The sequence below is a fragment of the Mycobacterium sp. TH-M103 genome, assembly GCF_057473785.1.
The window spans coordinates 1-11779 of the sequence record NZ_JBYCLG010000052.1 but is presented as its reverse complement, the minus strand read 5'-3'; the positions used below and the strand labels follow the sequence as shown (position 1 = coordinate 11779).

11 protein-coding genes and 1 tRNA gene are annotated in these 11779 nt (G+C 68.8%); 6 read left to right on the top strand and 6 right to left on the bottom strand.

Going from position 1 to position 11779, the window contains the following annotated elements:
* Window positions 1-32: 32 nt before the first annotated feature.
* On the bottom strand, window positions 33-929 hold the full coding sequence (locus AC2VOR_RS02495) for a TPM domain-containing protein (RefSeq protein WP_486963138.1): 897 nt from the start codon (window positions 927-929) through the stop codon (window positions 33-35).
* A gap of 173 nt (window positions 930-1102) precedes the next feature.
* Here AC2VOR_RS02495 and AC2VOR_RS02490 point away from each other — a divergent pair, with 173 nt between their 5' ends.
* Entirely contained in the window at window positions 1103-5221 is a 4119-nt protein-coding gene (locus tag AC2VOR_RS02490; protein WP_486963137.1) for a PE domain-containing protein, read from the top strand.
* A 67-nt stretch (window positions 5222-5288) separates the two neighbouring features.
* On the opposite strand, the gene AC2VOR_RS02485 is transcribed toward AC2VOR_RS02490, so the two are convergent.
* The 4 genes from AC2VOR_RS02485 to AC2VOR_RS02470 all read right to left on the bottom strand — a co-directional run bounded on the left by AC2VOR_RS02485 (window position 5289) and on the right by AC2VOR_RS02470 (window position 8641).
* Window positions 5289-6104 carry an SDR family NAD(P)-dependent oxidoreductase gene (locus AC2VOR_RS02485; RefSeq protein WP_369738083.1) on the bottom strand — a complete coding sequence of 272 codons (816 nt, stop codon included), beginning with the start codon at window positions 6102-6104 and terminating at the stop codon, window positions 5289-5291.
* A 192-nt stretch (window positions 6105-6296) separates the two neighbouring features.
* Window positions 6297-6623, bottom strand: coding sequence for a hypothetical protein (locus AC2VOR_RS02480; protein ID WP_369738082.1), 327 nt, complete (start codon window positions 6621-6623; stop codon window positions 6297-6299).
* 381 nt (window positions 6624-7004) lie between these two features.
* Window positions 7005-7328 carry a hypothetical protein gene (locus AC2VOR_RS02475; RefSeq protein ID WP_369738081.1) on the bottom strand — a complete coding sequence of 108 codons (324 nt, stop codon included), beginning with the start codon at window positions 7326-7328 and terminating at the stop codon, window positions 7005-7007.
* Window positions 7329-7543: 215 nt separating this feature from the next.
* Complete coding sequence (locus AC2VOR_RS02470; RefSeq protein ID WP_369738080.1) at window positions 7544-8641, bottom strand: cytochrome P450; 1098 nt, start codon at window positions 8639-8641, stop codon at window positions 7544-7546.
* Window positions 8642-9364: 723 nt separating this feature from the next.
* On the opposite strand from AC2VOR_RS02470, the gene AC2VOR_RS02465 reads away from it, so the two are divergent.
* From AC2VOR_RS02465 to AC2VOR_RS02445, 5 genes are all read left to right on the top strand, one after another.
* A complete protein-coding gene (locus AC2VOR_RS02465; RefSeq protein WP_369738079.1) occupies window positions 9365-9670 on the top strand; it encodes a hypothetical protein in 306 nt (101 codons plus the stop codon).
* An 8-nt stretch (window positions 9671-9678) separates the two neighbouring features.
* Window positions 9679-9978, top strand: coding sequence for a type II toxin-antitoxin system PemK/MazF family toxin (locus tag AC2VOR_RS02460; protein WP_369741523.1), 300 nt, complete (start codon window positions 9679-9681; stop codon window positions 9976-9978).
* A gap of 182 nt (window positions 9979-10160) precedes the next feature.
* Window positions 10161-10844, top strand: coding sequence for a nucleotidyltransferase domain-containing protein (locus AC2VOR_RS02455; protein ID WP_369738078.1), 684 nt, complete (start codon window positions 10161-10163; stop codon window positions 10842-10844).
* A complete protein-coding gene (locus tag AC2VOR_RS02450; RefSeq protein ID WP_369738077.1) occupies window positions 10828-11223 on the top strand; it encodes a hypothetical protein in 396 nt (131 codons plus the stop codon). The genes AC2VOR_RS02455 and AC2VOR_RS02450 overlap by 17 nt, the downstream gene beginning before the upstream one ends.
* 82 nt (window positions 11224-11305) lie before the next feature.
* Window positions 11306-11476 (top strand): hypothetical protein, encoded by a 171-nt coding sequence (locus tag AC2VOR_RS02445; RefSeq protein WP_369738076.1) that lies wholly within the window; start codon window positions 11306-11308, stop codon window positions 11474-11476.
* Window positions 11477-11673: 197 nt separating this feature from the next.
* Here the strand turns inward: AC2VOR_RS02445 and AC2VOR_RS02440 are convergent.
* Window positions 11674-11747, bottom strand: a tRNA-Ile gene (locus tag AC2VOR_RS02440).
* Between the last annotated feature and the right edge of the window lie 32 nt (window positions 11748-11779).

Here is an 11779-nt window from a genome sequence, read left to right as displayed (position 1 = left end):
GCTCGAATCCCCGACCCGAGCGACGGTTGACGTCACCTAGAGGTGGCACCCCGCCGTCGTCGCGTGCGGTGCGCCGCCTGCACGTCGGCGTTGGCCAGGGTTTGCGCCTGAGCGGCCAGCGTCGACGCGCGATTGGCATGGGAGATCGCCTCGCTGTCGTTGCCCGGCTGCGCGCCGTGCGCCGCCGCCAATTCCCTTCGCGCCTCGTCGAACCGGGCTTTGGCCTCGGCGCCGATGCTCTGGCGATGCCGGGCGACGTAGTCGGAGATCTGCTGCAACCTGGCGTCCGCGATGGACAGCGCCTGCGGCGACGAACCGGTGCCCCCTTCGACGCCGGGGTCGAACTGCGGCGGGCCGCGGCGGCGCCTGCGGTAGAGCACGAGGATGACCACGGCCCCGGCGACGATCACGACGACCGCGATGACGACGATCGCGATCGTCAGCCAGTTCCGGTGCGGCGGGCTTGCCGACGGGCCCAACCCGTCCGCCGCGGCGAGCGCGGCGCCGCTCCAGTCCTTGGCAGCCACCGCGGGCCCGATTTTGTTGGCCTGCAGGCTGTTCGACTCCGCCGACGTCAGGCTCGGCGCGCTGAACGCGTACAGCTTGGTGTTGGTGGCCACGGCCAGCAGCGCGTCGTGATCGCCTATCGCGCTGGCGCTGCGGGTGCGGTCGGCCCAGTTCTCGGGCTTGTACCTGGAGAAGTTGTCGACGTAGACCACCCACAGTCGAATGTGGCGGTCGCGGTAGAGTCGGTCGATCGCCGAACTGACCGCGGCCCGACCCGGACTCGTCAACGCCCCGGTGGTGTCGGTGATGTGGTCGGTGAGCGGGGCCGGCGGCTGCGCGCCAGCGGGGGTTGCCAGCGACAACCCCGCCGTCAGGATCGTCAGGATCGTCAGGACCGCAGCGAACAGGCGAACCTTGCGCATACGGGTAATCTAGCCCGCCGCCGGCCGCGCCCCCGAGCAAAGATTTACGGAAAGCACGAAGCGGCCGCCACCCCCGACCTCCGACACCAGCTATGATGTGCTTCACATTCCCAGGGCCGGTGAAATACAGTTAGCGCTTCCGAATCCCCAGATTCATTTGCTGGGAGGCGCAGATGCCCACTGTCTTGATCGCACGGCCCGAGGCGCTGGCCGCGGCGTCGGCGGATTTGAGTGGGATCAGAGAGGCGATCGGCAAGGCGACGGCGTCGTGGGCGCCGTCGACCACCAATGTCGCGGCGGCGGCCTCCGACGAGGTGTCGGTGGCGATCGCGCGGTTGTTCGGCAACTATGCGCAGGCCTATCAGGCGCTGAGCGCCCAGGCGGCGGCGTTCCAGGAGCAGTTCGCGCAGGCCTTGAGCGGGGGTGCGGGCTCCTACGCCGCCGCCGAGACGGCGAACGGATCGTGGCTGCAGACGATCCTGGATCCGCTGGCCCTGGAGCAAAGCGTGGTGGGCACGGCGAATGCCCCGATCCTGGCGTTGACCGGGCGCCCGCTGATCGGCAACGGCGCCAACGGGGCCCCCGGGACCGGGGCCAACGGCGGGGCCGGAGGCTGGTTGCTCGGCGACGGTGGGGCCGGCGGGTCCGGCGCGGCCGGTAGTGCCGGCGGGGCCGGCGGGGCCGCGGGGCTCATCGGCATCGGGGGGGCGGGCGGGGCCGGGGGCACCGGCGCGGCCGGTGGCGCGGGCGGGCAGGGCGGCTGGCTGCTGGGCACCGGCGGGGTTGGCGGGGCCGGCGGGTTCGCGGCGACCGGGACCGGTGGGACCGGTGGAGCGGGCGGGGCCGGCGGGTTGTTCGGCGGCGGCGGGGTCGGCGGCACGGGCGGGCTCGCGGCGACCGGGACCGGCGGGGTCGGCGGGTCTGGTGGAGCCGGCGGGTTGTTCGGCGGCGGCGGGGTCGGCGGGACCGGCGGAGCCGGCGACACCGGAGGGGCGGGCGGTGCCGGCGGGGCCGGCGGCCTGCTGGCCGGGTACGGCGGCGACGGCGGCAACGGCGGATTGGGCGGCACCGGGGACGGGGGTGCCGGCGGGGTCGGCGGCGCGGCCGGCGCGCTGCTGGGCAACGGCGGGGCCGGCGGCACCGGAGGCACCAGCTATTCCGGGAACGGCGGGGCCGGCGGCGTCGGCGGCCACGCCGGCTGGCTGGGCTCCGGCGGCTCGGGCGGGGCCGGCGGCAACACCTTTGGCGCCGGCAGCGGTGGCCACGGCGCGGCCGGCGGTAACGCGGGCCTGATCGGTTTCGGCGGCACCGGAGGGGCGGGCGGGTTCGCGTTGTCCGGGACCGGCGGCGACGGCGGCGCCGGCGGCTCCGGCGCGCTGGTGTTCGGCGACGGCGGTGCCGGCGGTGCCGGCGGTGCCGGCGCACAGGGCGCCGCCGGGTTCGCCGGCGGGGTCGGCGGGGACGGCGGCAGGGCCGTGCTGCTCGGCATCGGCGGGGCCGGTGGGACCGGCGGGCTCGGTGCGCCTGCGGGCAGCGGCGGCGCCACCGGCGCCAACGGATTGTTGCTGCCCGCGGCGGCGCTCAACGCGATCAACGCGCCCAGCCTGGCCCTGACCGGGCGCCCGCTGATCGGCAACGGCGCCCCCGGCGCCGCGGGCAGCGGGGCCGCCGGGGCGCCCGGCGGGTGGTTGCTCGGCGACGGCGGTGCCGGCGGGTCCGGCGCCAACGGCCTGCCCGGCGGAGCCGGCGGCGCGGCCGGGCTGTTGGGCAGCGGCGGCGCCGGCGGGGCCGGCGGGTTCGGCGCGTCCGGCCCCGGCATTGCCGGCGGCATGGGCGGATCAGGCGGGTGGCTGTTCGGCAACGGCGGTCCCGGCGGGGCCGGCGGGGTCGGCGCCACCTCCGGGAGCGGCGGGGACGGCGGCAGCGGCGGGTCCGGCGGGCCCGGCGGGCTTTTGGGCTCCGGCGGGGTCGGCGGGACCGGTGGATTGACCGGTCAGTTGACCGCCGGTTTGCGCCCCGGCGCCGGCGGGGCCGGCGGGGCGGGCGGGCCGCTCAGCGGGCTGGTCAGCGCCGGCGGCGGCGCGGGCGGGGTCGGCGGGTCGTCGATCCAGTCCGATGGCGGGACCGGCGGGGTCGGCGGCAGCGGCGGCCCGCTGTTCGGTAGCGGCGGGGCCGGCGGCGACGGTGGTTCCAGCAATGACGGCACCGGCGGGGCCGGTGGCGCCGGTGGGGCCGGCGGCGCGCTGATCGGCAGCGGCGGGACCGGCGGGACCGGCGGATCGGTGCTGGCGACCGGAGCCGCTGGCGGTGGCGGGGGCCTCGGCGGGGCCGGCGGTAGCGCCGGTTGGCTGGGCTCCGGAGGCACCGGTGGCGCAGGCGGCGCCGCGGGTGGTGTTGCAGCGGGCCCCGGCGGGCAGGGCGGGGCCGGCGGCAACGCGATCCTGCTGGGCTGCGGCGGGGCCGGCGGGACAGGCGGATTCGCCGCAACGGGCACCGGCGGGGCGGGCGGCCACGGCGGGGGCGGCGGGACGCTGCTGGGCAACGGCGGTTCCGGCGGGGCCGGCGCCGACGCCGCCCCCGGCTACAGCGGCGGAGGCGGCGGGACCGGCGGCAATGCCTTCCTGATCGGCGACGGCGGCAACGGCGGCAACGGCGGCAACGCCGCGACCCTCGCGCTGCTGGGCGGCCCCGGCACCATCGGGGCCGGCGGGCTGCTGTTCGGCCGCAACGGTGTCCCCGGCTTGCCGATGAGCCAGAACTTGCTGGTCAATCCCGGCTTCGAGATCGCCGACCCGTCCGGGTCGGGCTTCAGCTCGGTGACCATCCCGGGCTGGACGGTGACCGGCACCCCGACCGTGATCGCCTACGGCACCCCGCGCGGCTATCCGTCGCCGACGGCGTCGCCGTTCCCGGATCTGCCGCGCGCCCTGGGCTTCCCGGGCATCGCGCCCCCGGGCGGCGGCAACAACTTCGCCGGCGGCGGACCCGTGGGCACGTCGTCGATCAGCCAGACCGTCGACCTCAGCGGCGCGCTCAGCAGAATCGACACCGGCACAACGCCGTACACGCTGAGTGGAATGCTCGGCGGCTACCTGCTGGACCCGTCGTCGGCCTCGCTGAAGGTCACCTTCCTCAGCGCCAACGGGGTCGTTCTGGGCACCGGCTCGACCGGGTCGGTGACCGCGCTGGATCGCCTGGGACTCACCGGGTTTCAGCCACGAGACATCTCCGGCACGATCCCGGTGGGCACCACCTCCGCGGTGGTGACCGCGACCTTCGCCGACCACAACCCGATCCTGGGCCACTACAACAACGCCTACGCCGACAACCTGTCGTTCACCGTCGGCGATCCCAGCCTCACCGCCGCGCCGCTCACCGTGCCGACGTCCCACGTCGGCCAACTCGACCACGTGTTCCTGATCTACATGGAGAACCACGGCGTCGGCGACATCATCGGCAGCCCCAACGCGCCCTACATCAACGCCCTGATCAACACCTACGGGTATGCGGACAACTACTACGCGCTGGGCCACCCCAGCAACCCCAACTACTTCCGGATCATGGGCGGGTCGGATTTCGGCATCGACTACAACCCGACGTCGAACTCCATCAACGCGCCCAGCCTCATGCAGGAAATGGATCAGTCGGGCGTGTCGTGGGCCGGCTACGCGCAGAGCATGCCCTACCCGGGTGCCATCACGTCGTCGGGCAACTACGCCGTCGACGAACTGCCCTTCGCCCAATTCAGCTACGTCTACAACAACACCCCGGCCTACCTGCAGACCCACCTGCTGCCGCTGTCGCAGCTGGGCACGAATCTGCAGACCCCCAGCACCGCACCGAAATTCGCGTGGCTGGCCGCCAACGAAGCCAACAACATGGAAGGGCCCGTCAGTTCCCCTTCCAACATCGCCAACTGGCTTGGCAGCCAGCTCACGACGCACCAGTACAACGTCTCGGCCGGAGACCAGTTCGTCCAGCAGCAGGTGTCCACCATTCAGAGCTCGCCGACGTGGACCGACCCGACCCAGAAGGACGCCATCATCATCACCTGGGACGAGGACTACAACAACCTGTCACTGGGCATCGGCAACCAGGGCAACAACGTTCCGATGATCGTCATCCCCAACCAGGGGGCCGTGGCAACCGGGGGGATGCAATCCGGCCACTTCGTCACCAACAGCTACTACAACGAGTACAGCCTGATGGCCACGATCGAAGACTCCTTGGGCCTGAACCCGCTCACCTACAACGACATGTACGCCCAGCCCATGAACGCCTTCTGGGGCTGAGGGCCGACTCCGTCGCTACTCGGTGTCGAGCCGGCAATCGCTGGGGCCGGTGCATCGCGCCTGTGCGCTAATGCCCCGTGAACTCGTCCATGGAGTTGTACACGCCGACGCGGCGGAGGTACGCATCGCGCAGCCGGACGGGCAACACCGCCGAGAGCACCTTGTTCATCTTCGACGTCCACGGCATCACCACAAACGGCCTGCCCTCGAGCATCGCCGTCCACGTGCGGTCGACAACGTCCTCCTGTTCGAGCATCGGGGTGAACAGTATGCCCTTGGCGCCCTCGAACATGCCGGTGTTGATGTACGTCGGGCACACGGTGGTGACTTTGACGTCGTGATGGCCGGCCTGTTCCAACTCGAGCCGCAACGAATCAGAGAAACCGATTGCCGCCCACTTCGAAGCGGCGTATGCGGCCATGCGGGGGATGGCGTTCAGCCCGGCTGAGGATGCGATGTTGACGACCCGACACGGCATACCGGACGCGATCATCGCCGGCAGGAACTCCCGCGCCACCAGCATTGGGCCGATGGAATTGACTTCCATGGTGAGCAGGAAGTCGCGAGGGTTGCTCTCCCAGAAGTAGCCGTTTCCCCGCACGATTCCGGCGTTGTTGAAGAGCACGTGAATGGTGCCGACGTCTGCACGGACGCGCGCGGCGGCCTCGGCCACCTCATCCTGCGAGGTGACGTCGACGGTCTCGACACGAATTACGCCGCCGGCGGCTTCCAACTCCGCAGCGGTCTTCTTCAGCGCGGTCTCGTTGGCGTCCCAGAGGACGACCGCGGCGGCGCCCTCCTTGACGGCGTTGGCGGCGAAGAGCTTCCCGAGACCCATGGCAGCACCGGTGACGAGGACGTTCGTTCCGCTGACGGACTGCATGTTGAGCCCCTTCCAGGAGTGGCCGGCAATGATCCAACTCGTACCGTTCTACCGCAAAGGGGAGGAAAGAACCGCAGCCGTGTTGGCGAGCCGGATGTCGACCGCGACGCCGTCGATGGCAACCCGCTCACCTACAACGACAGGTACGCCCAGCCCATGAATGCCTTGTGGAGCTGAGGGCCGACTCCGTGACTACTCGGTGTCGCGGACGGCATCGAGGCGCTGGCTCACCCGGGCCAGCGCCTCGTCGAAGACCTCCACCTTTTCACCACGCCGTTCGTTGGCCGGCTGGGCCGCACCGCGCGCGCCTTCGGCCGCCACCCGGGCCGCGCCCTGGCGCCGCAGCAGGCTGAAGTTCTTCTCGCGTGCAGTCCTGAGCCGGCTCTGCAGATCCTTCAGCTGCTTTTCATCCATGCGCTGCAGGGCCTCAGGGTGACTTTCGCCGATCAACAAGGATTCCTGCGGAGTCAGGTTCACATGGTGGGTGCTCACCGTCATTTCATAGCCTGCGCCGGCCACACCGGCACGGTGAACCACGGACGGCGCGCCGAAACGTCACGTCCGGGCCACCTCGCGTTCACGGTCTGCGCGCCCTCGGTCGTCAAACATATGTGCGCGCGGCGCAACAACAGCAGGGCAATTACAAGGCTGCGATCAGCGCCGACATCGCCGAGTCGACCGTCCACCTGCCGTCCGACGTGCTCGCCGACGCCGGGGACGCCAGCCGATGCCACCGGCTGGTCAGCGCAGCTCGAATGTGCCGAAGGCGCTTCGCGACCGAACCAGACATCGCATGTCTCTTCCTGGGGCACAAGAGGGTTCACTACCCATCGTGGCCGGGCCGAAGCCCTATTTGGCAAGCCCGCGCTCATCGCAGGCGAGCGAGGCAGCCGGTGGCTGTCACCCGCCCGGCGGTCCGACGCCCAGGGGCCGGCAGACATTGGTGGTCGGGTCCCACCACTGCCCGGGATCGCAGGCCAAGGGCTGCGGCCCGACGCCCAGGGGCCGGCAGACGTTGCCGCTCGGATCCCACCACTGCCCGGGATCGCAGGCCAGAGGCTGCGGCCCGACGCCCAGTGGGTAGCAGGCCTTGGTGAACGGCTCCCAATACTGCCCCTGTTCGCACTCCGCCGAGCTCACCGCCGGCGTCCCGATCGTCGTGCCTGCCATCGCCGCTGCCGCCAACATGACGGCTGCCGCCAACCGGCCCACCAGATTGCGCATCGCAAATCTTTTGGAACGCATGTAACGGAATGCTAGAGGCGTGGCGATGCCTTAGCGCCGGTATCGCCGAGGATGCCGGCGGCCACACCTCAGGAGGAGTCGGCGCCGGCCGGATTCGCTGAAGGCAGGGCACAACGCCGTGTCCCTACCCAAACGGCGAAGGACGCACTTCCGTCCCGTTGCCGGCGGACCGACGACCTCGGCGGCTTCGCTTCTCACGTCGGCCACTGCAAGGGCATGGTGGTCGGGCCGAGTCGGGTGCTATCGTCGCCGACGTTCAACTCGATGTGGTCCTGTGCCACCGTGAAGCTGGGGATACGACGCACGAACTCGGCGACAAGGACGATCAGCTGCGCTCGGGCAACGTGCATTCCGAGACATCGGCGCGACCCGGCTCCGAATGAGTAGAACGGGCGGCCGCGGATTTTGTCGTCGCCGCAGGTGATGAGGTAGCCGCTGGCCAAATTCAACGTGCGCAATGAGAGTTCCAGTTCGGTTAGCGGCGGCACGCGTACCCCGCCAATGGTGATTTCCTCCAGGGTGACGCGCGGGCAATAGCCGAGCGGAGAGTAAAGGCGCAGCACCTCGTTGACGAATGTTCCGATCTGATCGGGGTGCCGGATGAGCAGTGCCCGTAACTGCGGGTCGGTGGCCAGCTCGAACAGGGCAAAACCGATTCCCGCAGTCGTCGTCTCGATTGCCGCACCGAACAGGAGCAAGACGAAGCTCAGTATTTCCACTTCCTCGAATTCGTCGCGGAGGGCGGCAATGATCCCCGGCGGCCTGGCTGTGGAAATCGCTTGGCTGACGTATTCGATCAGGTCGGCATGGAAGGGCGCGCTCCTGGGGAATTCCGCTTGCCGCGCCAGTAGCCGCTGCAGCGTCTCAAGACTGCCCGCCGGCAATCCGAGCAGCGTCAGCACTGTCTGGGTCGCCAGCTGGCGGGCGACCTCACCGACGGCCTCGCACTGGCCTTTCGCAGCGATCGCGTCGACGAGCGCCGCGGCGTGCTCCTGGATGGACGGCACGAGCCACGCCAACGCTCGTGGCCTGAACAGCGGGTTGAGGACCGCCCGGTACCTGGCGTGTTGGGCGGGTGCCGCGCCGGTGGGCACCCAGGGGTGAGTGCCGTCGTGGCCCCGCATCGGATGGGTGAGTCTGGTCGTGTCGCGCAGAAGCGCCACGATGTCCTCGGGTCGCGTCGGGCTGATCGCGCCGTGGCTGGAAACGACCAGCGGGCCAGTCAGACGCGCCTCGATCTGCTCGACGCACTCCTGAGCTCGAATCAACTGCCATATCAGCCGTGTGGTCATGTTGCGTCTCCATTGCGCCGCAACGTAGTTCGAATGCAGGATCCCGCCGGTCGCGTCGCCTGCTGCGCGACGCTAGCCTTCGCGTGCGCCGCAACGCGGCCTGAGGAGACCATAGAAATCCTCCGGGCATGACGCCGTCGACCTCTCGGCGGTTGTCGGAACTTCGGGTTGAGATCCGGAACTTTCGAGCTTAACGGCTGGTGAACCGCCCGGTGAGTCCAGAGACTCCGGACATGCCGGCGCGTTCAGCCACGCTCAACTCCCTCATCGAGGGAGCGTCAAGGACCAACCGAAGTAACTGTCAACCATCAGCCGAAACAAGGTCGGGCGTCACCCAAAGACGAAACGTCAGCCATCAGCCGATGTCTCGGGAACAGAGTGCGGCGGGCGGGGCTCGAACCCGCGGCCAACGGATTCGTGATTCAGGGTTCTCGGTAACCAACTGATAGGACTGTAACGTCCTGCGCGACAGGGTACTTGAGCTTCTCAAAAGACCGAACAATCCTCATCGATTCAGGCCGGTTCTCGATCATTAGCGATGAATAAGCGGTGACTGCGATAGACGATCCAATCCGTCTCTCGCGCTCCCGGGCTTGCTCGTCATTGGGCCAGCCACTTCGGTCACCACCCGCCTGTGCGGGTCGCTCGGAGGCTGGAGGGAACGTGGGATGCATCAAAATGTGCGCTTGTTCGTGCACCTGAATCCGGTGTAGGATCTGGGGCATGAGCAAGAGAGTCAGTCTGATCCTCAAAGCCTCGGATGAAGCGGCGATCGCCCCATACCTAAGCGAAGGGTCCGCCTCATTCGAGGCGCTGCGCGACTGGGCCAGCCAGCGAGGTGAAGGCGACATCAAATCAGAAGCCGGGGCACTCCGAGCTTTGCTCCAGGCCGGGGCCGAAGCGCTCCGCGAACGAGTCCTTGATGCCGGGTACGCCCAACTGGCCGCAGAGTTCAACAGCGAGCCCGCCAGCGCCGAGCGCCGGGTTGCGCGGGACCGTTACGCGCGCCGGAACGAGACCGATCTGTGAATCGCGGGATGCGGAGCCAGACATACCGAGTGGACCTGGGGCACGGCTTGAAGCCGTGGGTTGTCCTCAGCAACAACTCCCGGAACAGAAGCCTGAACACCGTGTTAGCCGCGCGGATCACTACGACGAGCAAGAATGCGCACGTACCCACAGTCGTGCCCTTGACCGCCGCCGACCCTCTCGTCGGATTTGTCCTGGTCGACGACATCGTGCAGCTCTACCACGATGAACTCACCGAGCCACTCGGCGCGCTCTCCTCGCCAACGATGCAGGAAATCAGCAAGGCTCTCCGGATAGCACTCCCCTGACGGCACAGTCACAACCGACGTGGGTGTCCAGCGGGCGGATCCGCTCCGAGAGCACTGACAACGTCATTGGCGATCGAAGGCCATGGGGCGATCATCGCCGCCCTGGCGTTGTGCGCCTGAGCGGTTCCAACTATAGTTGTAATACTCTAACTTTAGTTGTAGACGAAGAGATGGTGTCCGCCATGCAGCTGAACCGGCCGTTCGCCACGGTGACGCCGACGTTGGACGGTGACGTACTCGGCGTGCTGGCGACCAGCGAGGTGACGTTCACGATCGCCCAGATCCAGCGCATCCTGACCACCGCGTCAGGCGAAGGCATCCGCAAAGTCCTGACCCGCCTCACTGCCCAGGGTGTGGTACTCCATGATCGAGTCGGCAGGACCAACATTTACCGACTCAACACCGAACATCTTGCGGCAGAGCCGATCCTGGCGCTATCACGGCTGACCGCAACGTTCCTGGACCGCCTCGAGGCGCACCTGGAAGGGTGGGGCGAGGTGCCCAAGTACGCCGCGGTGTTCGGGTCAGCCGCGACGGGGCGGATGACTCTCGACAGCGACATTGATCTGTTCTTGGTGCGCGCCTCCGACACCGAACACGATGGCCGCCTGGGTGATCCGGAGGCGTGGGAGCAACAGGTGAGCGAACTCGCACGGTCGGTCACCGCTTGGACGGGCAACGACGGCCGCATCGTCGAGTTCACCGAAGACGAGCTTCGCGCCGCGGCCGCCGCAGGTGAGCCGCTGCTCAGCGACGTGGCCAGGCAAGGCTTGACCGTCGCCGGGACACGGGCATGGCTCAATAGCCAGCTGCGCCCGAGAGGTAAGGCGCGGGATCGAGAAGGGCCCGATGGCGGGGACACGTAAGTGCAGCTCTGCTGTCACCGCGGGGCGCCTGTCCAAGGCGGTTGAGTTTTTCGACGCCGCTGAGCATCTGCAAGACGACATGCCCAATGCAGCGGGTGATCTGTTTGTGGACGCCGGTATCGCCGCGTCCGACGTTATCTGCTGCGTCCGGCTAGGAGTGCACTCGTCAAGCGGGACCCACAACGACGCCGTCACTCTGCTGGAAACGGCGGACAAGGGATCCGGAAAACATCTGAGCATCCTGCTCGGCTTGAAGAACAAGGCGGTCTACACCGACCAGGCGCTGTCCACCGCCGAGTGCAAGAGGATGAACCGCGCCGCTGCCCATCTGGTCGAGGCGGCCAAACGGGCCGTGGCGTCAGCAGGCCCACAGCGGTGATCCCCACGCCACTTCGGGTACGCGACCCGGCGCTGCGCGTCCTCGACGCGGACCATCCGCGGCATACTGCGTAGTCAAACAAGTGGAGCCAAAAGCTGCCTGGCGGGGTCGGCAACGCCCCTTCTCCGAGCCGTTGCGTCCGGACTGCCCGCTCGGGTGGCCGACGGCAATTTCGGTGCTGCTGCTGGGCCTGCTGACAATGCCGTGGGGATTGCTCATCTGGATGCTCGGCGACAGTCACAGCTTCCGCTAGATGGTCGCGACGATGATCGACGACGACGTCTCTCGGCACGCATCGGACCCGACCACCTCCCCCGCCCTCGTCCCGATGACCCAGGACCGGTACACGACACGCGGCCGGAGCCACCGATCTACTCGACCGAACCGTCACTAAGTGCGATGAATAAACGATGACTTGGCGAGACTGATCTTGAAAAATAGCCTCTGACGTGGGGCGGGCGGGGCTCGAACCCGCGACCAACGGATTATGAGTCCGCGGCTCTAACCAACTGAGCTACCGCCCCCGGTGCTAACTAGCTGCGGATATTGTCTCCGC

What these genes read in the sequence shown, in the direction of transcription:
- AC2VOR_RS02470 (WP_369738080.1), bottom strand. Translation starts at nt 8,641, where the DNA reads ATGACCACACGGCTGATATGGCAGTTGATTCGAGCTCAGGAGTGCGTC.
- AC2VOR_RS02450 (WP_369738077.1), top strand. Translation starts at nt 10,828, where the DNA reads ATGGCGGGGACACGTAAGTGCAGCTCTGCTGTCACCGCGGGGCGCCTG.
- AC2VOR_RS02460 (WP_369741523.1), top strand. Translation starts at nt 9,679, where the DNA reads ATGCGGAGCCAGACATACCGAGTGGACCTGGGGCACGGCTTGAAGCCG.
- AC2VOR_RS02475 (WP_369738081.1), bottom strand. Translation starts at nt 7,328, where the DNA reads ATGCGCAATCTGGTGGGCCGGTTGGCGGCAGCCGTCATGTTGGCGGCA.
- AC2VOR_RS02485 (WP_369738083.1), bottom strand. Translation starts at nt 6,104, where the DNA reads ATGCAGTCCGTCAGCGGAACGAACGTCCTCGTCACCGGTGCTGCCATG.
- AC2VOR_RS02465 (WP_369738079.1), top strand. Translation starts at nt 9,365, where the DNA reads ATGAGCAAGAGAGTCAGTCTGATCCTCAAAGCCTCGGATGAAGCGGCG.
- AC2VOR_RS02455 (WP_369738078.1), top strand. Translation starts at nt 10,161, where the DNA reads ATGCAGCTGAACCGGCCGTTCGCCACGGTGACGCCGACGTTGGACGGT.
- AC2VOR_RS02490 (WP_486963137.1), top strand. Translation starts at nt 1,103, where the DNA reads ATGCCCACTGTCTTGATCGCACGGCCCGAGGCGCTGGCCGCGGCGTCG.
- AC2VOR_RS02495 (WP_486963138.1), bottom strand. Translation starts at nt 929, where the DNA reads ATGCGCAAGGTTCGCCTGTTCGCTGCGGTCCTGACGATCCTGACGATC.